The 24604-nt window shown below is 70.0% G+C and carries 14 protein-coding genes; 7 read left to right on the plus strand and 7 right to left on the minus strand.

Annotated elements, in window-relative coordinates; all coding sequences use genetic code 11:
* Positions 1-233 precede the first annotated feature (233 nt).
* Positions 234-1673: an NADP-dependent phosphogluconate dehydrogenase gene (gene gndA, locus OG866_RS05320; protein WP_329332253.1), complete on the minus strand. Its 1440-nt coding sequence runs from the start codon at positions 1671-1673 to the stop codon at positions 234-236.
* Positions 1674-1976: 303 nt separating this feature from the next.
* Here gndA and OG866_RS05325 point away from each other — a divergent pair, with 303 nt between their 5' ends.
* Together OG866_RS05325 and OG866_RS05330 are read left to right on the plus strand one after the other, a co-directional pair.
* Positions 1977-3422 carry a glyceraldehyde-3-phosphate dehydrogenase gene (locus OG866_RS05325; protein WP_329343927.1) on the plus strand — a complete coding sequence of 482 codons (1446 nt, stop codon included), beginning with the start codon at positions 1977-1979 and terminating at the stop codon, positions 3420-3422.
* 161 nt (positions 3423-3583) lie between these two features.
* Positions 3584-4957: a Tat pathway signal sequence domain protein gene (locus tag OG866_RS05330; protein ID WP_329332254.1), complete on the plus strand. Its 1374-nt coding sequence runs from the start codon at positions 3584-3586 to the stop codon at positions 4955-4957.
* A 7-nt stretch (positions 4958-4964) separates the two neighbouring features.
* Here OG866_RS05330 and OG866_RS05335 read toward each other — a convergent pair whose 3' ends face one another.
* Together OG866_RS05335 and OG866_RS05340 are read right to left on the minus strand one after the other, a co-directional pair.
* Positions 4965-5564: a TetR/AcrR family transcriptional regulator gene (locus OG866_RS05335; RefSeq protein WP_329332255.1), complete on the minus strand. Its 600-nt coding sequence runs from the start codon at positions 5562-5564 to the stop codon at positions 4965-4967.
* Between the two features lie 29 nt (positions 5565-5593).
* Complete coding sequence (locus tag OG866_RS05340; RefSeq protein WP_329332256.1) at positions 5594-7654, minus strand: galactose-binding domain-containing protein; 2061 nt, start codon at positions 7652-7654, stop codon at positions 5594-5596.
* Between the two features lie 210 nt (positions 7655-7864).
* On the opposite strand from OG866_RS05340, the gene OG866_RS05345 reads away from it, so the two are divergent.
* From OG866_RS05345 to OG866_RS05360, 4 genes are all read left to right on the plus strand, one after another.
* Positions 7865-9574 carry a VMAP-C domain-containing protein gene (locus OG866_RS05345; protein ID WP_329332257.1) on the plus strand — a complete coding sequence of 570 codons (1710 nt, stop codon included), beginning with the start codon at positions 7865-7867 and terminating at the stop codon, positions 9572-9574.
* Between the two features lie 26 nt (positions 9575-9600).
* Positions 9601-10704, plus strand: coding sequence for an AAA family ATPase (locus OG866_RS05350; RefSeq protein WP_329332258.1), 1104 nt, complete (start codon positions 9601-9603; stop codon positions 10702-10704).
* Positions 10701-14918: an FxSxx-COOH system tetratricopeptide repeat protein gene (gene fxsT / locus OG866_RS05355; RefSeq protein ID WP_329332259.1), complete on the plus strand. Its 4218-nt coding sequence runs from the start codon at positions 10701-10703 to the stop codon at positions 14916-14918. Before OG866_RS05350 ends, fxsT begins: the two co-directional genes overlap by 4 nt.
* Before the next feature lie 131 nt (positions 14919-15049).
* Positions 15050-18232, plus strand: a complete 3183-nt coding sequence (locus tag OG866_RS05360) for an RICIN domain-containing protein (protein ID WP_329332260.1) — start codon at positions 15050-15052, stop codon at positions 18230-18232.
* On the opposite strand, the gene OG866_RS05365 is transcribed toward OG866_RS05360, so the two are convergent.
* From OG866_RS05365 to OG866_RS05380, 4 genes are read right to left on the minus strand one after another with little or no spacing between them, the layout of a single operon-like run.
* Entirely contained in the window at positions 18229-20136 is a 1908-nt protein-coding gene (locus tag OG866_RS05365) for a glycoside hydrolase family 127 protein (protein ID WP_329332261.1), read from the minus strand. The genes OG866_RS05360 and OG866_RS05365 overlap by 4 nt on opposite strands.
* 4 nt (positions 20137-20140) lie before the next feature.
* The gene (locus OG866_RS05370; protein ID WP_329332262.1) at positions 20141-20974 is read right to left on the minus strand and encodes a carbohydrate ABC transporter permease; all 834 of its coding nucleotides are present in this window, start codon (positions 20972-20974) and stop codon (positions 20141-20143) included.
* Positions 20975-20988: 14 nt separating this feature from the next.
* Positions 20989-21954, minus strand: a complete 966-nt coding sequence (locus OG866_RS05375; RefSeq protein ID WP_329332263.1) for a carbohydrate ABC transporter permease — start codon at positions 21952-21954, stop codon at positions 20989-20991.
* A 40-nt stretch (positions 21955-21994) separates the two neighbouring features.
* Positions 21995-23317 (minus strand): ABC transporter substrate-binding protein, encoded by a 1323-nt coding sequence (locus tag OG866_RS05380; protein WP_329332264.1) that lies wholly within the window; start codon positions 23315-23317, stop codon positions 21995-21997.
* A gap of 170 nt (positions 23318-23487) precedes the next feature.
* Between OG866_RS05380 and OG866_RS05385 the strand changes: the two genes are divergently transcribed.
* Positions 23488-24516: a LacI family DNA-binding transcriptional regulator gene (locus tag OG866_RS05385; RefSeq protein WP_329332265.1), complete on the plus strand. Its 1029-nt coding sequence runs from the start codon at positions 23488-23490 to the stop codon at positions 24514-24516.
* Positions 24517-24604: the final 88 nt, after the last annotated feature.

The raw sequence follows: 24604 nt of genomic DNA on the forward strand, positions 1-24604 counted from the left end.
TTCACCACCAGGCCTCGCCGCGTGCGTCTCCCGCGTTCACCACCAGACCCCGCCACACGCGTCCCCCGCGCACACCACCAGACCCCGCCACACGCGTCCCCCGCGCACACCACCAGACCCCGCCACACGCGTCCCCCGCGCACACCACCACGCCCCGCCACGCACGTCCCCCGCGCACACCACCACGCCCCGCCACGCACGTCTCCGGCCCGGTGCGGATACGAGGCGTCGCCTCAGGATGTCGTTTCCGGGCGGCCCGGGGTGGACCAGTGGGTGTGGAATGTGCCGGGGCGGTCCACGCGGGCGTAGGTGTGGGCGCCGAAGTAGTCGCGCTGGCCCTGGAGGAGGGCGGCGGGGAGGCGTTCGGCGCGGAGGGTGTCGTAGTGGGCGAGGGCGGCGGAGATGGCGGGCACGGGGATGCCTCGGCGGGCGGCGGAGGCGACCGTCTCACGCCAGGGGACCTGCGCGTCGGTGATCTCCATGGCGAACTCCATCTCGCCGAGCAGGCTGACCAGGTCCCGGTCGGCTGCGTACGCGGCGCGGATGCGGTCGAGGAAGGCGGCCCGGATGATGCAGCCGCCGCGCCAGATCCTGGCGACGGTGCCGAGGTCGATCTTCCAGCCGTACTCGGCGGCCGCGTCCTGGATCATCGTCCAGCCCTGGTCGTAGGCGATGACCTTGGAGGCGTACAGCGCGTGTTCCACCTGGGAGGTGAAGCGCTCGGCCTCGGTGCGGCTGAGTGGCGGGGTGGTGCCGCCGGGGAGTCCGCGGTACGCGGCGCGCAGGTCGGTCTGTCCTGAGGCGGCGCGGGCGAAGGTGGCCTGGGCCACGGCGGTGACCGGGGAGGCCAGGTCGAGGGCCGTCTGTACGGTCCAGCGGCCGGTGCCCTTCTGCCCAGCGGCGTCCGCCACGACGTCGATGAAGGGCGCGCCGGTGGCCTGGTCGGTGTGGGCGAGGACGTCGGCGGTGATCTCGATCAGGTAGGAGCCGAGCCGCCCCTGGTTCCAGCGGCCGAAGACGTCCGCGATCTCGGCCGGGGTGTACCCGGCGACCTGGCGCAGCAGGTCGTAGGCCTCGGCGATGAGCTGCATGTCGGCGTACTCGATGCCGTTGTGGACCATCTTCACGAAGTGCCCGGCTCCGTCGGTCCCGATGTGGGCGGCGCAGGGCTCGCCGTCGACGTGCGCGCTGATGTTCTCGAAGAGGGGGCCGAGTACGGCGTACGACTCCGTGGACCCTCCGACCATCACGGACGGGCCGTTGAGCGCGCCCTCCTCGCCGCCGGAGATGCCGGTGCCGACGAAGTGCAGGCCACGCTCGCGCAGCGCGGCCTCGCGGCGGCGGGTGTCGGCGAAGTGGGCGTTGCCGCCGTCGACGACGATGTCGCCGGGTTCGAGGAGTGGGACGAACTCCTCGATGACCGCGTCGGTGGCCGGTCCCGCCTGCACCATGATGATCAGCTTCCGGGGGCGTTCGAGGGCGGCGACGAACTCCTCGGCCGACCCGGCCGCCACGAACGTGCCCTCGTGCCCGAACTCCTCGACCAGCGCGCGCGTCCGCCCGGCCGAACGGTTGTGGACGGCGACCGTGGCCCCGTGGCGGGCGAGGTTCCGCGCCAGGTTGCGGCCCATCACGCCCAGTCCGGTGACACCGATGGATGCGCTTGCGTTCATGAGGTCCGTCCCTTGGATCGGTGGCGTGGTCTGGCGGGGCGCGCGGCCCTGTGAGGGCAGGTACGGGCGGGAGGCCGGTTCTTCTCGATGCCGTGCCAGGAAACCGTCAGCCGCTCGCGGCCTCCTCGAACTGTTTCCGGCTGTTTCCGGAAGACCTCCTCATCCACGGCCTCGCCGCCCGTTGTCCACGGCCTCGCCGCCCGTTCCGATCACCGTGAGGGCAGCCTTCGACCACCCCGTTCGAAGGGCCAAACACACATGTGGTTAACATATGAGCGCTGCCTAGCTCGAAAGATGGATCTTGTGACTGTCAACGAGGACTCGTTCACCAACTGGAAGACCCGCGAGGAGATCGCGGAGTCGATGATCCCGATCATCGGAAAGCTGCACCGCGAGCGGGACGTCACCGTCCTGCTGCACAGCCGCTCCCTGGTGAACAAGTCGGTGGTCAGCATCCTCAAGACCCACCGCTTCGCCCGGCAGATCGCCGGCGAGGAACTGTCGGTCACCGAGACGCTGCCGTTCCTCCAGGCGCTCACCACCCTGGACCTCGGCCCGTCCCAGATCGACATCGGCATGCTCGCCGCGACCCACCGCGCCGACGACCGCGGTCTGACGGTCGAGGCCTTCACCGCCGAGGCCGTCGCCGGTGCCACCGGCGCCAACAAGATCGAGCGCGGCGAGGGCCGCGACGTCGTCCTGTACGGCTTCGGCCGCATCGGCCGGCTCGTCGCCCGGCTGCTGATCGAGAAGTCGGGCTCGGGCAACGGCCTGCGGCTGCGCGCCATCGTCGTCCGCGGCGGCGGCGACCAGGACCTCGTCAAGCGCGCCTCCCTGCTGCGCCGCGACTCGATCCACGGCCAGTTCCAGGGCACGATCACCGTCGACGAGGCGACCGACACGATCACCGCCAACGGCAACGCGATCAAGGTGATCTACGCGAACGACCCGTCCGAGGTCGACTACACGGCGTACGGCATCAAGAACGCGATCCTCATCGACAACACCGGCAAGTGGCGCGACCGCGAGGGTCTCTCGCAGCATCTGCGTCCCGGTATCGACAAGGTCGTCCTCACGGCGCCCGGCAAGGGCGACGTCCCGAACATCGTGCACGGCGTCAACCACGACACCGTCAAGCCGGACGAGCAGATCCTGTCCTGCGCGTCCTGCACCACCAACGCGATCGTGCCGCCGCTGAAGGCGATGGACGACGAGTACGGTGTGCTGCGCGGCCACGTCGAGACGGTCCACTCGTTCACCAACGACCAGAACCTGCTGGACAATTACCACAAGGCCGACCGCCGTGGCCGTTCCGCGCCGCTCAACATGGTGATCACGGAGACGGGCGCCGCCTCGGCCGTCGCCAAGGCGCTGCCCGACCTCAAGGCGCCGATCACCGGCAGCTCGATCCGGGTCCCGGTACCGGACGTGTCGATCGCCATCCTCAGCCTGCGTCTGGGCCGTGAGACCACCCGCGAGGAGGTCCTCGGCTACCTGCGCGACGTCTCGCTGAACTCGCCGCTGAAGCGCCAGATCGACTTCACCACCGCCCCCGACGCCGTCTCCATGGACTTCGTCGGCTCGCGCCATGCCTCGATCGTCGACGCCGGCGCGACGAAGGTCGACGGCGACAACGCGATCCTCTACCTCTGGTACGACAACGAGTTCGGCTACTCCTGCCAGGTGATCCGGGTCGTCCAGCACGTCTCCGGGGTGGAGTACCCGACGTTCCCGTCGACGGCGGTCTGATCCACGTTCCTCACCTTTCTTGCGAAGCGGCTCCAGGATTTCCTGGGGCCGCTTTCCTGTGCGTCAACTTCCGTACAGAGCTCATACATTGACCCGGGCGAGAGGTGACAGCAGAATGAGCGCTCATCATCTGAGAGCGCTCTCACCACGCGAGGAGACCCATGACCGGCACGCTCAGCCGTCGCGCACTCATCGGGACGGGGCTCGGTGCGGGCGCCGCGGTGCTCACGGCGGCCGCTGGGGGCACGGCCGCGGCGGCTCCGCAGCGCCCGCCCGCCGCCCGGCACCGTGCGCAGGCCTTCCTCGCCGCGGCCATGGACGCCTATCCGGACCACGGCACGATCCGGCTGGTGCAGAGCTACACCGATCAAGCCGGCCTGTTCAGCACGGCGTTCACCTATGACAACGCGCTGACGGTCCTGGCGCTCCTCGCGGGCCGGACGGGCGAGGGCACGTCGCGGGCCACCGCGCTCGGCGACGCGCTCCTGTACGCGCAGGCCAACGACCCCGACCACGACGACGGCCGGCTCCGGCAGGCGTACAACGTGGGGCCGTACACCTTCTACGACGGCACCCCGCAGCCGGACGGGTTCGTGCGGGCGGACGGCAAGGCCAACATCGGCTGGCAGTTCGGCTTCACCGGTACGGCCGTGGGCGACATGGCCTGGGCCGGGATCGCGCTGGCCGCGCTCGCCCGCCGCACCGGTGAGCGCCGGTTCCTGACGGGCGCGGTCAGGATCGGCGAGTGGATCGACCGGACCGGCCGGACCGACGAACCGCTCGGCGGCTTCAAGTTCGGGGTCGACGGGGCGAACGCGAAGCTGCCGTTCACCTCGACCGAGCACAACACCGATCTGGTCGGCCTGTTCGGGCAGCTGGCGCGGCTCACCGGGGACCGGGTGTGGCGGGAACGGCGTGCGGTGGCCCGGGAGTTCGTGGAGCGGATGTGGGAGCCGGACGGCGGCTTCTTCTACACCGGCACCAATGACGGCGTGACGGTCAACAGGTCCCCGATCCCCGAGGACACCCAGACCTGGACGCACTTGGCCCTCAACACACGGGAGTATTCGGGGTCGTTGGACTGGGCCGCGCGTGAACTCGCCGTCCTGGACTCGGCCGACCGCCCCAACAGCACGGTGCCCGCCGGTCAGTCGTATGCGGGAGTCACGTTCAGCTCCGCCAGTCTGCTGGCGAACGAGGACGCCCCGATCGCCGCGGGCCAGCCCAAGCCGGACCGCAACGGGGTGTGGTTCGAAGGCACGGCCCACCTGGCCCTCGCCCTGCGCGACCGCGGCGCCTCTGGGGACGAGAAGCGTGCCCGGAGTCTCCTCGCCGCCATCGAGCGGGCGCAGCAACTGCTGGGCGACGGGCAGACGTTGGGCTCGCGTCCCGTGGCCGCCGGGTCCGGTGTCGTCTCGGCGAGCAGTCCGCTCGACACCGGTTTCGGGTTCGGCTACTACCCCTACCGTCACACGGGTGCGACGGCCTGGTACCTGCTGGCGTCGACCGGGACGAACCCGCTGCGCGCCTGGTAGTGCTTCGTCAGGTCCGGGCGGAGACCAGCCCGGCGATATGGGCGGTGACGGTGTCGAGGATGTCGGTCCAGGCGTCCTCGTCGCCGAGGACCAGGTAGTTGAGGGTCAGCCCGTCGGTCATGGCGGCGAGATAGCGGGCCAACGCCGGGACCGGGATGCGGAGTCGGAAGCCCATGGTGGCGGACAGCTGCTCGATGATGTCGGTGTAGAGCTCGCCGTAGAGCGCGTACTGGCGTCGTGCCAGATGCTCGAACCCCGGCTGTCGTAGGGCGTACTGGGTGAGTTCGTAGGTGAGCATGTGCTCGTCGGGGTGGGCGCGCACATGGTCCCAGTACGCCTGGAAGCCGGCCCGGACCGTCTCCTCCAGGGAGGCCCTGGGTTTCAGGGCCTCCTTCACTATGCCCACGTAGTGGTCGGTGATGGTCGTGATGACCGACTCGACCAGCTCCTGCTTGGAGTCGAAGCAGTAGTGGAAGACGCTCAGGGAGACGCCCGCCTCGGCGGCGATGGACCGGGTCGTGGTCCGGGCCACGCCGTCCCGGGCCATCGCCCGGATCGCCGCCTCGGTGAGCTGCCGACGCCGTTGTGCCGACGGCAAGCGTGCCATGTGCGCGTCCCCTGTCCCCCGTGGTCGTGTCAGGCGCTGTGGACGCCGACCTCGTAGAGCGAGTATCCCCAGTCGGTGCCGCGATCGAGTCCGTGGACGCGGACGTAACGGGCCGGGGTTCCGGTGAACTTGGCCGTGTCCAGGCCGCCGTCGCCCGAGGTGGTGGACCAGACGGTCTGCCAGTTCGTGCTGTCGGTGGACAGTTCGATCCGGTACGACTTGCCGTACGCCCGCTCCCAGTCGAGGGTGACGCGGGAGACCAGGTGGGTGGCGCCCAGGTCCACCTGCCACGACTGGTCGTCGCTCCAGTCGCTGGCCCAGCGGGTGCCGTCGTCCTCGTCGACGGCCCGCCCCGGCTGGTAGCTGGTGAACGGGTTCGACTCCGAGGAACTGGCCGTGGCGGTCCGCCCCCTGGCGAGGTCGACGCCCGCCTGATGCTGCTCGGTGGCACCCCAGGTGTCGAGGTAGGACTCGGCGCCCCGGAACAGGTCGTTGACGACGTCCTGGCCGCCTACCTGCCGGATGTCCTCGATCCAGTCCGGGATCATGCCGACATGGGCGCCGCCGTCGGTGTTGTAGTCGAAGGTGCGTTGGCCGGTCGTCTGCTTGTCGATGACGGAGCCGCCGTCGACGCTCTTGAACGGGTACTTCACCGGGTTGGAGGTGTTCGCGCCGCGCGGTCCGGGGTGGTCGCCGACACCGTTGAAGTCGGTGCCGAAGCCATAGCCGACGCCGTACTTCTCGCGGAGCGCGTCGGTGCGGGCGGCCTCGGCGACGAAGCCCTCGGAGCCGTGCATGTACTGGGCGACGAACCCGCCGAGGGAGTAGACGCGCTCGGTCCAGTTGAGGTCCATCCAGCTGTGCGAGGAGAGCACGCCGGGATAGTCGGCGGCCTCGAACAGGTCGAGGGCCTGGCCCGCGGCCTTGACGCTCATATGGTCGATCTCGAGCATCATCTTGCGCTGCATCATGCCCTTCACGGCGTACTCACCGAGGTCGGTGAGGCCGCGGACGTTGCACTGCGCGTCGTCGTCGTAGGTCGGCACCTCGGTGCCCGCGGGCAGATCGGCCTCCGCGGCGGAGGCGGCGGTGCCGATGGGGTTGTCGTGCTGGGGGCCGGTGCACTTCTCGGTCTTCCAGAAGGTGCCGGTGGACAGGAACTGCCCGACGTTGATGGCGGTTCCGAGCCCGCCCTCGTCGAAGCGGACGCCGCACAGCGCGTTGTCGAACTTGTGGCACAGGAACATGCTGCGCACACCGAGGTCGTGGAGCTCGTCGAGGCCCTTGTCGATGTCCGCCTTGCTGCACTGCGCGATGTCGAGGATCTGCTTGCAGCCGAAGGGCTCGGAGGTCTCGACGCCGAGGATGACGGCGAGTTTGCCCTCCTTGATCACCTGACGGGCCTGCACGGTGTCGGTGACGATGCGGAACCAGCCCTTGCCCGCGCCACCGTACATCGCGTCGATGTAGTCCTGGAGCTGGTACGTCAGCTTCGCCTGGAGCCGGATCGAGGTCATCTCGTCACAACTGCGGTCCTTGAAGGGGTAGACCGAGCAGATCACCCCGTTGGTGACGAGGTCGTTGACGAGCACCCGCTGTCCGCCGCGCCAGGCGCGCTCGATCCAGGCGTAGTAGTTGGCCTGGTGCGTCATCGAGTCGTACGCCGGCCAGTCCTTGAACGTCGGCCAGCCGACCGGGTCGTGCTTGCCGTCCCCGCCGTGGGTGATGTAGTCGAAGATCGCGAGGGTGCCGTCGGGGTAGTGCTCGGGACAGTCCTTGAGCGCGTCGGCGACGCCCTGCGTGGAGAACACCTTGCCGCAGATGAGCCGGCCGCCGAAGGCCTCGTTGGAGAAGAGGTGGTTGTGGGCGTCGACGAACCCCCGCACCTCTCCCGCCGAGTTGGTCCCGGTGAAGGGCGCACCCGTGACGTTGATCTGGGAGTCGGGAGCGGGGCGTGCGGTCGGGTTCCACCAGTCGCTCGCCGCCGCCGAACTCGGGGTGGGGCCGAGGATGACGGCGAGCGCGAGCAGGAGGAGCGACACGACGGTGACGTGTTTGCGTCTGCCGTACGGGCGTCGAGGTTTGGTCATGACCCACGTCCCTCGGTCGGCGGCCATGCATCTTTGTCATGACCGGCGCAATCGGTGGGACGAGGATCGCTACTGGCGAGTTATGAGTCAAGGGTCCGGGACAGTTGACCTGATGTGCGGGCGTCCACATCTCGTACACATGAGGGTCCGTCAGTGACTACCCTGGTGAACGGGGCTGTTCAGGCGGGGCGTTGACTACGGGGTGGGTGCGTGACCAAGCGGCTGGTGTTTCTCAGTCACACCTCGGAGTTGCGGCGGCATCCGGGCGATCTGTCGTATGTCGAGGCGGCGGAGAAGGCCGTCATCCGCGCGAGAGACGCTCTGATCGACATGGCGTACTTCACCGCCGTGGAGGACACGCCCGCCGAACTCTGCCGCGGCAAGGTCCGCGAGTCCGAAGTCTACGTCGGCATCATCGGGTTCCGTTACGGCTCCCCGGTCCGGGGCGAGGAAGAGCTGTCCTACACCCAGCTGGAGTTCAGGGAGGCGACCCGGATCGGGCTGCCGCGCCATGTGTTCCTGCTCGCCAGGGACCAGGACGTGGGGCTGCCGCCCGCCGCGGTGATGTGCGAACACGGCGGCCGGCAGGAGGAGTTCCGGCAGGAGCTGCTCGACAGCGGCATCACTGTCCAAGAGGTCCGCAGCCCGCAGGACCTGGAGAAGCTGCTGCTGCACGCACTGCTGGCCTCCGACACTCCCGTCCCGACGGCCGCCCTGCCCCGCACACCGACATCGCTGGACGCGCCGGCCTGGCAAGGGCTCGCCGACCTGCTCCGGGGTGCGGCGCCGACGGCGTGGGTCGAGAAGGCGTACCAGTGGTCCTTCTGCGCGCAAGGCGGCGCGGGCCAGGCGGCCGCGCCGTTCCAGATGCCCACCGGGGACCTCTACGACTGGGCGCTTGACCTGGACGCGCGCGAACAGGTCGGTGCCGGGCTGCCGAAGGTCGTGGCGTTCGCGCACGCTCTCGCGGCCGGGTTCAGGACCGGTGAGGGCTTTGCCGGAACACGGCGTGCGGGCGCGCTGCGCGCGTGGGTACGTGAGGTCCGGCAGCGGTTCGGCCTCCCCGAACTGCCGCGGGTTCCCGACCTGACCTCCTTCGAGGTCGCGCTGTTCGTGCGGCTCGATCAGGATCTCCAGGACCCGGCACAGGTGTTCGTCGACATCTCGCTGTACTCACCGTCCGACCCTTCGCACTGGAAACGGGTGCAGCCCCGGGAGGACGCGAGCGACCGTCTCAGAGTCCCCCTGGACGGGGTGCGCGAAGTCATGCAGCAGTGCCTGCGCGATTTCCAAGCACACGCCCGGACGCTGCGCGGCGAGGGAGCGGGTTGCCGACGCCCCCCGAAGCTCATGGGCATCGAATTCGCCGTCAGCGAGTCGTTGTTGGAGATCGACTTCGACCAGTGGCTGTGCAAGCTCGGCGTGGACGAGCCGTGGAAGCTCGGGGCGCGGTACGAAGTGGTGGTCAGCTGCCCGAACGCCCGGAACATCGCCGACTTCGACCATCTGTGGTGGGCCCGTTGGGACTGGCTCCACGACCCTGACGCGCAGGACGACAAACCGGCCGCCTTCTGGCTCGGCGCCGAGGAGCTCGCCCGGCTGAGCACGCATCGCGACAACTGGGAGCAGTGGGAACACCATCCCGCCTGCGTCGCCATCGCGGCGGACGAGGCCGAACCGGCCTGGCGCGCCGCGCTCCACCTCGGCATGCCCGTCCTCGTATGGCGGCGGGCGGCCCGCGTCTCGGGGCCGGGGCTGTCGGAGCTGTTGACCATCGAGAGCGCCGAGGACGTCAGACAACTGCCGCAGTCCGTACGGACCTTGCGCCGAGGTGACGACGATCCCGGACTCGTCCTCCTCTGGGACGATCCGAACCACCCCCTGAAGAACATGCCCTACTCCGACGCGAGCTTCGTCTGATGGCCCGCCCCGCACGTGAAACGCCCATGACCGGAGGTGCCGTGAACGACTGGTGGATCTACAAGGGCGAGGGCCCGGCCGCGGAGCGGCTGAACCGGCTCGCCGTACACCGGCCGGAGTGGCGCGTGTTCGACGGTGAGATCGACGAGGACTACGCGGTTCCCGCGCTGACCGAGGCCGACACGGAGCGGGGCGCCGGTTACATCGCCGACGCCCCGGAGATCGACCTCGTCAACACCGCGCTCCTGCTGCGCCGGCCGCTGCTGGTCACCGGGGTGCCGGGCGTCGGCAAGTCCACGCTCGCGCACAGCATCGCCGAGAACCTGGGGCTCGGCCCGGTGTTGCGCTGGACCGTCACCAGCCGGACCACGCTGCGGGACGGGCTGTACCGGTATGACGCGCTGCGACGCCTGGAGGACGCGAACCTTCGGCGGTTGGAGGGCCCTGGACGCCGGCGGCTGGAAGGCTCACGGCTACGGCGACTGGAGGGCGCGCGCCTCCGCAGGATCGAGAGGGAGCCGGGCGAGGAGGGCGCCTCGGGCATCGGCCGGTATCTCCAACTCGGGCCGCTGGGCACCGCGTTCGTACCCACGGCACGCCCGCGTGTCCTGCTCATCGACGAGATCGACAAGGGCGACATCGATCTGCCGGGCGACCTGTTGACCGTACTGGACGAGGGAAGCTTCGACATCCCGGAACTCGTGCGCATGTCGGACGCCTCGCCGCGGGTCTCCGTCGGCACCGACGACCAGTCGGGCCTGGCCCGGATCACGAACGGCAGGGTGCGCTGCCACGCGTTCCCGATCGTGGTCCTCACCAGCAACGGCGAGCGCGAGTTCCCGCCCGCGTTCCTGCGCCGTTGCATCCGGCTCAGCCTGCCCCTGCCCGGCGAGGACAAGCTCCATCGCATCCTCGTACGCCGCATCGGTCAGGAGGCCGCCGACGCGGCCCGGGCCGAGGGCGGTGTCATCGAGACCTTCCTCAAGCGCCGCAACAGCGGCGAGCTGGCGACCGACCAGCTCCTCAACGCGGTCCAGCTCCGGCTCGCCGGGGCCTGGACGGCGCCCGAGGATCTCGGCCGGCTGGCCGAGGCGACCATGCACCGGCTGAGCGGACCCGACGCACAGTGATCTCCGACCTGTTGTCGCTGCTGGCCCAGGGCGGGGTCGACGACCCCACGCCCGAGGAGTTGGCGGACATCCTGTGGCTGGCCCAACAGGTGCTGCCGCAGGGTCGGGCGCCCGGAGACGCGGGCGACGGGGCGGACGGCGGGTCCGCGGCCGGCTCCGCACCCGAGGGATCCGCCGAGCACACCCCGGCGGATGCGGAGTCCGGGCCGGACTATGAAGTAGTGCCCGCGGACGAGGAGTTCGTGGACATCCACGTCCCCGGCGGCGAGCACGACGACGACTCCGCCGGGCCTGGCGGCACGCCCGTGCTGGTCCCGGCCACGGGGTCACTCCCCCACACCCTGGCGCTGACAAGGGCGTTGAAGCCGCTCGCGCGCAAGGTCCCGTCCCGTACGGCCTTCGAGCTCGACGAAGAGGCGACGGTGGCGCGGCTGGTGGACGAGGACATCCTCCTGCCCGTCCTGCGTCCCGAACCGGCGCGGTGGCTCAGCCTCGCCCTCGTGGTCGACTCCGGTCCCTCCATGAGCCTGTGGCAGGACGAGATCCATGAGCTCCAGCACGAGGTGGCACGCCTGGGCGCCTTCCGCAACCTGCGGCGCTGGAACCTGCTGCCCTCCGCCGACGGCGCCACCGTCGAACTGCGGCCGCATCCCGCCGCCAGCCGTCCCGCCCGGCATCCGCGCGAGGTCGTCGATCCGGCGGGCGCCCAGCTGATCGTCGTACTCAGCGACACGGCCGGGGCGATGTGGCGTACGGGCGCGGCGCATCGGTTGCTGGCCGACTGGGGCCGGCATTCCCAGGTGGCCCTCGCTCATCTGCTCCCGGCGGAGTTGTGGAGCCGCGTGGGGTTGACGCCCACGCCGGCCCGCATTCATATTCCGCAACCGGGGTTGCCCAACAGCCGCTGGCGAACCGAACGTCTGGTGCCGACCAGCCTCGGCTCGGCGGGCATCCCCGTGCCGGTGGTCGATCTCGAACCCCGGTCCTTGCGCGCCTGGGCGGAGATGACGGCGGGCAGTGGGCGGTGGACGACGTCGGCCGCGATGTTCGTGCCGGGGGCGCGCCGGGGTACGTCCCGGCGTTCCGCGGTGGCAGCGGTACCGGCCGGGGCGGAGGACACGATCCGGCGGTTCCGCGTCACTGCGTCTCCGCGCGCCTGGAAGCTGGCGGGGCTGCTGTCCGCGCACTCGCCGGTGACCGTTCCGTTGGCCCGGCTGGTGCAGCGGGCGATGCTGGGAGATGCGTCGCGTGGGGACCTGGCCGAGGTGTTCCTCGGGGGACTTCTGCGCCGTACGGCGGAGCCTTCCGTGCTCGGGGAGTTGCGGTTCGAGTTCCAGGCGGGCGTCCGTGAGGCACTGCTCGGCGCGCAGTACCGGGATGACGTCGAGGCGGTTCGGGAGCTCGTACGGACTCAGGTCACCGCTTATCTGCGGCCTCGCTTCGGGAGCCCGCGCAGCGTGCGGGGTGCGGTGGCCGGTCCGGCGGGGCCGGGCGTGACGGTGGGGGCGGAGGGGGAGGCGTATGCGCGGGCCTCTCGGGGCGACCTGTTGCGGATGGGGGCGACGGTCGCGGCCGCCGCTCAGGAACCAGAGGAAGCGTCTGTCGCAGAGGAGGCCAACCGGCAGACCGTGTTCATCAGTTATGCGGGTGCGGACCGCGCCTGGGCCGAGTGGGTGGCGTGGCATCTGAACGCGGCGGGATTCGCGGTCGAACTCGACATCTGGCACTGGCGGACCGGGGACGACTTCGTCAGTCAGCTGGACGCGGCGCTCGAGCGTGCGAGCATGGTGGTGGCGCTGTTCTCGAAGGCCTATTTCGATCCAGGGCGTTGGACCGACGTGGAGATGATGTCGGCGGCCGTCGCCAGGCACCGTCTCATCCCTCTGGCGGTAGAGCCGCTGACAGGCGACGACATCCCGGCACTGCTGGCAGCCCGCGTGCGCAAAGAACTCCACGGTCTTGAGGAGTCCGAGGCAGTCGAGGCCCTGATGGGAGCCGTGGTGGGTGCGACACGGCCGTCGGATCCTCCTCCGTTCCCCGGCGCGCCCGAGCGTAGTCCCCTGGTGACGCCCAGGTTCCCGAGCGACCAGCGGACGCCGCAGGTATGGAACGTCCGGCGCCGCAATCCTGACTTCGTCGGCCGCGAGGACGTGCTCAGGCATGTACGTGAGGCCCTGCTCACCGACAACCGGGCCGCGATTCAAGTGCTGCACGGTCTGGGCGGGGTCGGCAAGAGCCAGATCGCGGTGGAGTACGCCCATCGTTTCGCCGGTCAGTACGACATCGTCTGGTGGATCGACGCCGAACAGGGCGCTCGACTGCCAGCAGGGTACGCGGAGTTGGCCGAGCGCCTGGGCATCAATCGTCCGTACGCGGGGAGCAAGGTGAACGCCAGATACGCGCTGGAGCACCTGCGCACGAACGACCGGTGGCTCATCGTGCTGGACAACGCCGACGACCCCTCAACCTTGCCGCCATGGCTGCCCGAAGGCCCCGGCCACGTCCTCATCACGTCCCGCAACCCCTCCTGGCATCGCATCGCTCGCAGCGTCGCCCTGGACACCTTCTCCCGCGCCGACTCCCTGCGCTATCTGGAGAGCCGGCTGCCCGGCGTCAGCAGCGCGGAGGCGAACGCCCTGGCCGACGAACTCGGTGACCTGCCGCTGGCTCTCACCCAGGCTGTCGGGGTGGTGGCCAGTGGCATGACCGTCGACACTTACCGTGCCCGTCTCCTGCACAACTCGGCGGAGCTGCTACGGCTTGGCGAGGCCCCCGAGTATCCGACGTCCCTCTCGGCTTCGGTGAGTATCGCCGCCGAACGCCTCGCCCTCGACCATCCCGGCTCCATCCAACTCCTCAGCCTCGGCGCCTTCTTCGGCCCCGATCCGATTCCGCTGGCCTGGCTGGAGCACGCGCGCGGACCGTTGCTCGCCGATGCCGACGACTTCGCATGGCCGAGCAGTGCCCTGATGCCTCTCACGCGCTACGGTCTGGCCCGCGTCGACCCAGAGAGCGTCCAGATCCATCGTCTGACGCAGGCCGTCCAACGGGACCGTGTGGAACCGTCACGGGCAGCCGCACTGCGCCGGGAGGTCACCTTCGTCCTGGAGTCGGCCACGCCGGGGGACCCCGACCTGCCCGAGTTCTGGCCGCAGTGGGAAGAACTCACAGCGCACCTCTCCGGTCGGCCGCGCCCCGACAACACCGACCGGTTCACCCTGTGCCGCACGCTCCTCGGCTCGGTCCGCTATCTGATCCGCAGCGGCCGGCTCCAGGAAGCTCACCGCATGTGCGGGGAGATCCATGAACTCTGGTCCGACCACTTCGGAGCGGACTACCCCGAAACCTTGGCATGGGCTGCGTCCCGTGCCGAGGCGGAGGCGGCGCTCGGTAGGTACGCCGATGCTCACCGGCTGGCCCTGGACGTCCTCGAACGACGACGCCGCGTCCTCGGTGACGACCACCCCGACACCGTCACTTCCGTGAACGGCCTGGCCCAGGTCCTCAACGCCCTTGGCGAGTACGAGGAGGCACGCCGACTCTTCGAGGAGGCCCTCCAGCGAAGCCGACGGGTCCTCGGCGACGATCATCCTGACACCCTCGCCTCCTCGAACAGCCTGGCCATCGCTCTCATTGCACTCGGCGAGCACGAGGACGCACGCCTACTGCTCGAAGACGTCCTTGACCGTCGCCGCCGCGTCCTGGGCGAAGACCATCCTGACGCCCTCGCCTCGGCGGGCAACCTTGCCGCCGCCCACAACTCGCTCCGCGAATCCCATCAGGCCCGCATGCTGGCCCAGGACGTACTGGAACGTTGCCGTCGCGTACTGGGCGACGACCACCCCAGCACCCTCGCCGTGACGACCACTCTGGCCATCGCAGTGAGCGAACTCGGCGAGCAGGCAGAGGCACGACCGCTTGCCGAGGACAGCCTGCACAGGCTTCGCCGCGCCATGGGCGAGGACCACCCGACGACGCTTAAAGCAGCTCACATTCTGGCCGTCATCCTCAACCGCCTTGGCGGTCACCACCGCGAAGCCGCCGTCCTGCTCGAGGACACACTCGCTCGCAACCGCCGGGTACTCGGTGCCGACCACCCGAACACGGGAAGCGTCCTCCAGGCCCTTGCCGCGACGTATCAGGCCATGGGCCTGGCCCGCAAAGCACAGAAGCTTCTCTCCTCCCCCGCCAAGCCGCGCAAGCCTCGCCGTTGATCCAAGACCGGCCCGCTGTCTTGACGTGTTCACTTCCGTCGCGAAGCATGCTTGGAGACTGATCGCTTCTGGTCGATTCTGTGTATCCCCATGCCCCGCGCCCCGCGCCCCGCGCCCCGGAAGGGAGTTCCATGCCCCCGCGTCGACGCCGCACCGTCCGAGCGCTGGCCCCAGCAATCCCTCTCGCACTCGCCACAGCCCTCCTCACCACCCCCACCCCCGCCTCAGCCGAGACCGAGCCCCTCCCCTCGGTAACCGTCCACATCGACCCCTCCTACCAACAACAGAAGTTCGAAGGCTGGGGCACCAGCCTCGTCTGGTTCGCCAATGCCACCGGCGGCTACCCGGACCCCATCCGAAGACAGCTCGTCGACATGCTGTTCGGCGAGGACGGGCTGAATCTCAACATCGCGCGCTACAACATCGGCGGCGGCAACGCCCCGGACGTCCGCAAGGACTACATGAAGACCGGCGCCACGATGGAGGGCTTCTGGAAGGCGCCCGAGGGCACCACGCAGAAGGACATGGACTGGTGGAACCCTGACGACCCCGAGCACTGGAACTGGGACGCCGACGCCAACCAGCGCTGGTGGGTCGACCAGATCAAGGACAAGGTCACGACGTGGGAGGCGTTCAGCAACTCCCCGCCGTGGTTCCAGACGGTGAGCGGCTACGTCTCCGGCGGATTCAACGCCGGCACCGACCAGATCCGCACCGACACCGTCGACGACTTCGCCACCTACCTCGTACGCGTTGCCGATCGGATCGAGCAGGAGCACGGGATCTCGTTCGACACCATCGACCCGCTCAACGAGCCCAACACCTCCTACTGGGGAACCCAGTTGGGCACCGACGGTCAGCCCACCGGCGGTCGGCAGGAGGGCGCCCACGCCGGGCCGGCCCTTCAGCAGAAGGTCGTCCTCGCCCTGGACAAGGCCCTCCACGGAGCCAAGTCCACCGCCCGCGTGTCGGCCATGGACGAGACCAACCCCGGCATCTTCACCACCAACTGGAACGCCTACGACGCCGACGCCCGCGCCGCCGTCGACCAGCTCAATGTCCACACCTACGGAACCGGCCAGCGCACCAGCGCCCGTGACATCGCCAAGGGGTCGGGCAAACCGCTCTGGATGAGCGAGGTCGAGGGCACCTGGGGCACCGGCACCGACTTCACCAGCATGGAGCCGGGTCTCGGCATCGCCAGCCACATGGTGGACGACATGCGTGAACTGGAGCCCTCCGCCTGGGTGTTCTGGCAGCCGATCGAGGACGCGATCCCACAGGCCGCCGCCGGGAAGAACTGGGGCAGCATCCATGTCCCGTTCAACTGCACCGCCGACGACACCCTGGAGACCTGCCCGATCCGGGCCAACTCCAAGTTCCACACCATCCGGAACTTCACCCACTACATCCGGCCCGGCGACCACTTCATCAAGGTCGACGACACCTCCAGCGTCGCCGCCGTCGCGCAGTCCGGCCGCTCCGCGACCGTCGTCCACGTCAACAGCGGTACGACCGCCCGCTCCGTGACCCTCGATCTGTCCCGCTTCGGCAAGGTGAAGCCGGGGGCCACCGTCACGCCCGTCGTGACCAGCACCGACGGTGCCCTCGTCGAAGGGGACCCGGTCCGTGTCACCGGCCGCTCCGCGACCCTCACCGTCCCGGCCAAGTCCGTCACCTCCTTCCTGGTCGACGGCGTCAGCGGGGTCGCCAAGGACGCCGCGCTCGTCCAGCCCGACCACGTCTACCGGCTCCAGGGCACCCAGAGCGGCAAGTCGCTCACGCCGTCGGACGACGGCAGCGGTGTCGTCCTCCGTACGACCGACCCGGGCAGCGCCCAACAACTGTGGCGGGCCCAGAAGTTGACGGCCGGTGCCGGCAACCGCACCCGCTACGCCCTCACCAGCGCCACCACCGGCAAGCAGCTCGCCGTACGCGACAACCAGGCCGTTCTCGAAGACCCGGCCGATGGAGGTGACGCCGCCGCGCAGTGGGTCATGTCGACCACCGGCGACGGCACCTGGACCTTCGTCAACGTCGCCACCGGCCGACTGCTGGACGTCACCGGGCAGTCGACGGCCGACGGTGCCAAGGTGGCGACGTACACGCCTACTTCGGCGGCGAACCAACGGTGGACCGTGATCGACGAGACCGTGCTGCGCACCGAGAAGGCGAAGGTGTTCACCGTGCCCGGCCTTGCACCGGTACTCCCGGAGACGGTGACACCCGTGTATCGGAACGGCGGCCGTGGAGCGCTGCCAGTGGTGTGGGATGTGCCGTCCGAACGGGCCTGGCGCGCGCCCGGCACCGTACGGGTCACCGGTACCGCCACCGATCCGCTGGGGCGGCAGATCCCGGCCACGGCGGTCGTCACCGTCGACACCATCGCCTCCACGCTCCCCGGGCGAGCCAAGGCCTACGTGGGCGGCAGCCCGGCACTGCCGAACACCGTCGTCGGCGTCGGAGCGCACGGTGGGCGGACCGATCTCCCGGTGGACTGGGACACGGCGCCCGACGGGGCGTACGACGCGACCGGCGTCGTCACCCTCCACGGCACCGCACGCATCGTGGACGGCAGCACCACCGACGCCACCGTGCGCGTTCAAGTCACCGAGCCGACGCGGGTCAACATCGCACCGGACGCCGACATCTCGGCCACCTACACCGAGAGCGGCTACTCCCCCGAGCGCCTGCGCAACGGCGACACCACCGACAAAGCCTGGTCCAACTGGAGGTCGGGCACCAAGAACCCGTCCGACACGATCACCTTCACCCTGCCCGAGGCCCGCGATCTCGACCGGGTCGTGGCGCGCTTCTACAAGGACGGCGGCAACCTCTCCTTCCCGGCGAGCCTCAAGGCTCAGGTGCGCGGCGCGGCCGACGGCGCGTGGCGTGACGCGAGCGACGAGATCGCCGTGGGGAGTGAGGGCACTCCGGTGGTCGAGGTGCCGCTCCGGACCGACGGACCGGCCACCGGGGTGCGGCTGGTGATGACCGCTCGCTCCGGCGGTTACATCACCATGAGCGAGGTCGAGGTGTACGCCAAGACCCCGGGGGCCTCCTCGGACGCCGCCGCCTCCTCGATCGAGGTCGGCGGGGTGCCGGTCGCCTCCTTCGATCCCGGCACGGCCAACTACCGGGTGGTGACGGACGATCCGGCGCGGACCGCGGTGACCGTGACGGCACGCGATCCGTATGCGCGCGTCACGGTCGAGCGGAGGCGCGAGGACCGCCGGTACGTCGCCGTCGTCACCGTGACCGGTGAGGACGGGACGCGTACGACGACGTACCGGATCGAACTCGTCCGGCGTTAGTCGCGCGCCGGCAGCCACACCCGCATCGTGGACGGGCCTCGGTTCGCCCAGGAGTGGTACGGGACCAGCACGATGCGGGTGGGCTCCCCGTCCGGCCGGGCGCTGTCTCGCGGGCGGTACGGCCAGGGAGCGTCGGGGGGCGTGGTCAGCTCGCCCCCTACCGTCACGGACCCGTCCTCGCCTTCCTCCGGAGCGGCGGACGGGTCCACGCGGATCGCGTCAACGTCCTGGTCGCCGGGGAGGTCCACGGACTCGGCGCAGTACACCACTGGTCCGCGCTGGACGGCGGCCGTGCCGCGGATCGCGTCGATGCGCGGGTCGGGTGTCAACCAGTGGGCCTGGACAGGGAGTTCGAGGCGGATCTCGTCGCCCGGGTGGAAGACGCGGGTGACCTCCGTCGTGCCCGTTGCGACACCCCTGCGGTTCCCGTCCGGGTCGGTCAGCCAGGTCTGCGCGCCCTCCGCCCACGCGGGGACGCGCAAAGACAGGGTCCATGGGTGGTCCGGGGCACGGTCGACGCGGATCGTCACCTGTCCGTCGTACGGGTAATCGGTGCCGATCCTCAGCGCGATGCCACCCGTGGTGATCTCCGCGTCGGCGTACTGGTGCAGTTGGATGCCCGAGTCGTCCGTCGTCGCCAGATACGCGGGCAGCACCGCCAGGGTCCGCGCCACGTTGGTCGGGCAGCAGGAGACCGCGAACCAGGGGGCGCGCAGGCTCGATTCGGCGCGCGGGCTGTCCGTGTCCGCGGCGGGGGCGGTGCCGCGGCGGCGTCGGTGGAGGGTGTTGGCGTAGAAGAAGGACCGGCCGTCCTCGGCCGGGGAGGCGGCGATGACGTTGAACAGGGTGCGTTCGGCGAAGTCGGCGAAGCGGGGCTCGCCGGTGGCGAGGAGCAGGCGCCAGCTGAGCATCACGGAGGCCACGCCGGCGCAGGTCTCGGAGTAGGCGCGGTCGGGCGGCAGGACGAAGTCGTCGCCGAAGGACTCGTCGCGGTGGTGTGAGCCCATGCCGCCGGTGAGGTAGGTGCGGCGGGCGACGGTGGTCTCCCATTGGTGTACGACCGCCGCGAGCAGTTCCTCGTCGCCGGTCTCCACCGCCACGTCCACGGCTCCGGAGGCGAGGTAGAGGGCGCGTACGGCATGGCCGCGCAGGACCGTGGCGTCCCGTACGGGGACGTCGTCCTGGTAGTAGGCGCGGCCGAACTCGCTGTCGGCTAGGGTGCCTTGGCCGCGGCGGGTGATGAACAGGGCTGCTTGGTCCAGGTAGCGCTGCTCCCCCGTGAGGCGGGCGAGTTCGACCAGGGCCGTCTCGATCACCGGGTGTCCGCAGACGCTCTCGATGCCGCCCTCGCCGAACATCGCGCACACGTGGTCGGCGGCCCGGCGGGCGGTCTTCGCCAGTTCGGTCTCACCACGGGCCCGCGCCTGGGCCACCCCGGCCTGGATCAAGTGGCCGTAGCAGTACAGCTCGTGGCCCCATTCGAGGTCGCTGTAGCGGGGCTGCTGGCCGGGGCGGCCGTAGGCGGTGTTGAGGTAGCCGTCGGGTTCCTGGGCGGCGGCGATCGCGTCCTCCAGGGCCGGGTCGGCGGGGTGTGCCCGCTCCCAGGCGATGGCTTCGAGGAGCTTGTAGACGTCGGAGTCGGCGAACTCCCGTCCCCGCCGGTCATGTTGGATGCGGCCCTCGACGGCGGCCTTGAAGTTGCCGGTCCAGCCGACGCGTTCCTCCCAGTCGCGGCAGTGGTCGAGGGTGGCGGTGGCGTTCACGTGGCGGCGCCTGGCCCAGAAGCCTCCGGTGATCCTGACCTCGTCGAGGCCGAGGGGCCGCAGCCGTCCCCGGGTCGGTGCCACCGGCAGCGCGGGTGACCCGGTGGCGTTCTCCCTCGGCCCCGTGGTGTTCTCCTTCACCGCATCATCCCTTCAGCGCACCCGACATGAAGCCTCGTACGTAGTGCCGTTGCAGGAGCAGGAACACGAGGAGGCAGGGCACGGCGAGGACCACCACGCCCGCCTCGGTGGCCCCGTAGTCGACCGCGCCCATGCTCTGCTGGCGCAGGTTGGCGACGGCGAGCGGCAGGGGTGCCTTCTCGCTGTCGGAGATGAGGATCAGGGGCGCGATGAAGTCGTTCCAGGCGGCGAGGAACGCGAAGAGCCCGACGGTGATCAGCCCGGGTCGTACCGCCGGGAGCAGTACCCGGCGCAGCGCGCCCGCCGTGCCGCAGCCGTCGACGAGCGCCGACTCCTCCAGTTCGCGCGGGACCGCCTCGAAGGAGATCCTCATCATGAAGGTGGCGAAGGGGAGTTGGAACATCGCGAGGACCAGGCTCAGCCCGATCAGTGAGTTCTGGAGGTGGAGCCGGCCCAGGAGTACGTAGAGCGGGATGAGGAGGGTGGCGTAGGGGACCATGAGGATGGCCAGCGTCAGCAGGAACAGGGCGTTCTTACCCGGGAACCGGAAGCGGGCGAAGGCGTAGCCGCCGAGCAGGGAGACCCCGAGGGTCAGGGCGACGGTGAGGCCCGAGACGACGGTGCTGTTGAGGAGGTACTGCCCGAGGCCGGCGTCGTAGTCCAGCAGGGTGCGGTAGTTGCCGAGACCGTAGCCGGAGTCCTGTGCGGTGCCGGGCTGTTCGCTGACCGAGGCCCAGGTGTTCCACAGCAGGGGGAACAGGAAGATGACGGCCAGGCCCCCGGCGACGACGTAATAAGGGGTGCGGCCGAGCGTGGTGCGCAGGGTGGAGTCCTGCATGGTGGAGTCCCTCCTCATGACTCGTCGGCGCGGTGCAGACCGCGGAACTGGACGACGTTGAGCAGCAGCAGCGCGGCCAGGACGAGGATCGACAGGGCCGCCGCGGTACCGAGGTTGAGCCGCTGGAACGCCTCCCGGTAGATCAACTGCACGATGGTGACGGTGCTGTTGTCCGGTCCGCCCTTGGTGAGGACGAAGAACTGGTCGAAGGCGAGCAGCGATCCGGTCACGCACAGCAGCAACGACAGCGCGAGGGAGGGGCGGAGGAGCGGCAGGGTGATGCCGCGGAAGATCTGGCCCCGGCTCGCTCCGTCCATGCGCGCGGCCTCGTACAGCTCGTGCGGGATGCGTTGCAGGCCGACCAGCAGGATCAGCATGTAGAAGCCGGCGAACTTCCAGACGACCAGGAACACCGTGGACAGCAACGCGGAGGTCGGCGTGCCGAGGAAGGACACCGGCTCGTCGACCAGACCGAGCCTATCCAGGGTGCGGCTGAGGGGGCCGGTGGTGGGACTGTAGAGGCCCCAGAAGAGCAGGGACGCGGAGGCCAGGCCGAGAGCGCCCGGCAGGAAGTAGACGGTGCGGAAGAAGCCGGCACCGGGGCGGGACTCCTGGACCAGCAGGGCGAGCAGGAGGGCGAGTCCGAGGAGCACGACGGTGACGATCGCGGTGTAGAGGAGCGTGAAGCGGACGGCGGGCCAGAACAGCGTGCTGTCGGTGACGTCCGTGAAGTTCTCGGGGGCGTTGCCGCCCTGGTCGCCCGCTATCAACGGCCAGTCGTCGAGGGACATCTGGCCGACCAGCAGCAGCGGCAGGACGAAGAAGACGGCGACGTAGACGGCGGTCGGGGCCGCGTAGCCGATCCCCTGGAACGTGCGGGAGCGCCACAGCGGGCCGGTCGTACGAGGTGGGCGGGCCGGGCGGTGTTCGGGCCCGGCCCGGTGGTCGGCGGCCGTGCGGTCGGGCGCCTTCACCTGCATGGCTCTCCTGTCGGTCGGCAAGCCCATCAGGGGTGCTCGGTCAGTCGGCCAGGGACGCGCTGACCGCCTCGTTGTCCTTCCGCACGTTCGCCCCGTCGCCGAAGACGGCGTCGCGCATCAGCGTCAGCCAGGGTCCGTTGGGGTCGTTGAAGGTCTGGCCGAACTTCAGGGCGTACGGCGTGTGCCCGTCGGCGACGAGCTGGTTGATGGTGACCAGGCGGGGGTCGGCGTCGGAGTACTTGTTGGAGGCGAGGTCGGTGCGCGCCACCACGTCCTTGTGCGCGGCGACCACGTCGACCTGTGCCTTGTCGCCGACGGACCAGGCGAGGAAGTTCCAGGCCTGGTCGCCCTTCTTGCTGGTGGCGGCGATGCCGATGGAGTCCCCGCCGACGAAGGTGGCCCTGCCGCCGTCGGGGCCGGGGATCGGCGCCACCCCGAGGTCGAGGTCCTTGGGCATCAGGCCGAGGGTGGTGGACGGCATGGGCATCACGCCGACCTTGCCGTTGGGGAAGACGCCGGTCCAGGTCGCGCCGGTCTCGTCGCGGGCACCGGGGGCGACGATGTCGTCGTCGACCCAGCCCCGGTAGGTGTCGTAGACCTTCTGCGCGGTGGGCGAGTCGAGGGTCGCCCCGGTGCCGTCCTTGTTGAGGACGTCCTGTCCGGCGGCCCAGATGGACGGCCACCAGGTGAAGACACCGCAGCCGCCGCAGTTGCCGCCGAAGAAGGTGCCGTTGACGCCGCCGCCGAGGGCGTCAACGGCCCGTGCCTGCTGGTCCCATTCGGCGAGGGTGGTGGGCGGCTTCTCGGGGTCGAGCTTCGCCTTGCGGTAGAGATCCTTGTTGTAGAACAGCACCGACAGATCGAGAGTGTGCGGGACGACGTACTTCTTGCCCTCGTACGTCCCGGCCTTGATGTGCGACTGGGCCAGGCTGTCGGCGAAGGGCAGCTGGTCGATGCGGTCCGTGAGGTCGGCGAAGAGGCCGCTGGAGGTGTAGTTCGGCACGAACACGACGTCCGAGGCGAACAGGTCGGGCAGGTCGCGGGAGCCGGCCGCGGCACCCACCTTGGCCTGGTAGTCGTCGGTGGGGATGACGGTGAGTTCGACCTTGTTCCTGTGGCTGTCGTTGTACGCCTTGACCAGCGCCTCGCTCTGCGGGCGGGTGGCCGCGCGGGTCCACATCGTGAGGGTGGCGCCGTCGTCGACGCCGTTGACGTTCGCGGCGGATCCGCCGCCCCCGCCGCCGTCGTCCTTGCCGTCGTCCCCCGATCCGCAGGCGGTGACCAGGCCGGCCACGGTCAGCAAGGCGGCGGCCGTGGTGACGAGGCGGCGGACAGGGCCGCGCGATCCAGTCGGGCTCCCCATGACGATCTCCCTCCGTGACGCGCACCGGGAAGAAACGGGCCGAAAAGGCTTTCGTAAAGCTAGAGCCGAGGTGAATACCCGTCAATCCCCTGTGCAGGACAAGAGTTTCGGGCGTGTACCGAAAGTTCTCGCGTACGGTTTAGGCACGCCATGTGAGACAGGAGACCCTCATGACACCTGCCCCCGGCCCGGCCCGCTCGCACACCGCCACGCTCTCCGACGTAGCCCGGCTGGCAGGGGTGTCCGTCGCCACCGCGTCCAAGGCCCTCAACGGCCGCAGTCAGGTGCGCGCCGAGACCAGGCAGCGGGTGATCGAGGCGGCCGAGCGGTTGTCGTTCCGGCCCAACCAGCTGGCCCGGGGCCTGCTCGCGGGACGGACCGGCACGGTCGGGCTGCTCACCAGCGACCTGGAGGGCCGGTTCAGCATCCCGATACTGATGGGCGCCGAGGACGCCTTCGGGGCGGGCGAGGTGGCCGTGTTCCTGTGCGACGCCCGGGGAGACGCGATCCGTGAACAGCACCATGTGCGGGCCCTGTTGGGGCGCCGGGTCGACGGTCTGATCGTGGTCGGCAGCCGGACCGACCCGCGTCCGTCGCTCGGCCGCGGCCTGCCCGTGCCGGTGGTGTACGCCTACGCGCCCTCGGACGATCCGGAGGATCTGTCGATCGTGCCGGACAACGTGGACGCCGGGCGGATCGCGGTGCAGCATCTGCTGGACTGCGGCCGGACCAGGATCGCGCACATCACCGGCGATCCCGGGTACGCCGCGGCGCACGACCGGGTCGCCGGGGCGCGGGCGGCACTCGACGACGCCGGGCTCTCGCTGGTCGGTGAACCCCGGTTCGGCTCCTGGTCGGAGGGGTGGGGGCGAGCCGCGGTCGCGCTGCTTCTCGACCAGCACCCGGACGTCGACGCCGTACTGTGCGGCAACGACCAGATCGCCCGGGGCGTGGTCGACGTGCTGCGCGAACGGGGGCACCGGGTGCCGGAGGACGTGGCGGTGATGGGCTTCGACAACTGGCAGGTGATGACATCCGGTTGCCGGCCGCTGCTGACCAGCGTGGACATGAATCTGGAGCAGGTGGGGCGGGCGGCGGCGCAGGCTCTGTTCGGCGCGATCGCCGGCTCACCGCGCCCGGGGGTCGAGGCGCTGCCCTGCCGAGTGGCGATCCGCGGGTCCACGGCCCACCTGTCCTGAATCGCCCGGCGCACGAACTCCCCTCTCCCACGCCTCCCTTGACACGCTCTCAGGTCGCTCCTACGTTGCGAAAACCTTTTAGGTTCGT

Source organism: Streptomyces sp. NBC_00663, assembly GCF_036226885.1.
Taxonomy (GTDB): Bacteria; Actinomycetota; Actinomycetes; order Streptomycetales; family Streptomycetaceae; genus Streptomyces.

Excerpts from the sequence above, each read along its gene's own strand:
- gndA (WP_329332253.1), bottom strand. The coding sequence starts at position 1,673 with ATGAACGCAAGCGCATCCATCGGTGTCACCGGACTGGGCGTGATGGGC.
- OG866_RS05330 (WP_329332254.1), top strand. The coding sequence starts at position 3,584 with ATGACCGGCACGCTCAGCCGTCGCGCACTCATCGGGACGGGGCTCGGT.
- OG866_RS05335 (WP_329332255.1), bottom strand. The coding sequence starts at position 5,564 with ATGGCACGCTTGCCGTCGGCACAACGGCGTCGGCAGCTCACCGAGGCG.
- OG866_RS05340 (WP_329332256.1), bottom strand. The coding sequence starts at position 7,654 with ATGACCAAACCTCGACGCCCGTACGGCAGACGCAAACACGTCACCGTC.
- OG866_RS05350 (WP_329332258.1), top strand. The coding sequence starts at position 9,601 with ATGACCGGAGGTGCCGTGAACGACTGGTGGATCTACAAGGGCGAGGGC.
- OG866_RS05360 (WP_329332260.1), top strand. The coding sequence starts at position 15,050 with ATGCCCCCGCGTCGACGCCGCACCGTCCGAGCGCTGGCCCCAGCAATC.
- OG866_RS05370 (WP_329332262.1), bottom strand. The coding sequence starts at position 20,974 with ATGCAGGACTCCACCCTGCGCACCACGCTCGGCCGCACCCCTTATTAC.
- OG866_RS05375 (WP_329332263.1), bottom strand. The coding sequence starts at position 21,954 with ATGCAGGTGAAGGCGCCCGACCGCACGGCCGCCGACCACCGGGCCGGG.
- OG866_RS05380 (WP_329332264.1), bottom strand. The coding sequence starts at position 23,317 with ATGGGGAGCCCGACTGGATCGCGCGGCCCTGTCCGCCGCCTCGTCACC.
- OG866_RS05385 (WP_329332265.1), top strand. The coding sequence starts at position 23,488 with ATGACACCTGCCCCCGGCCCGGCCCGCTCGCACACCGCCACGCTCTCC.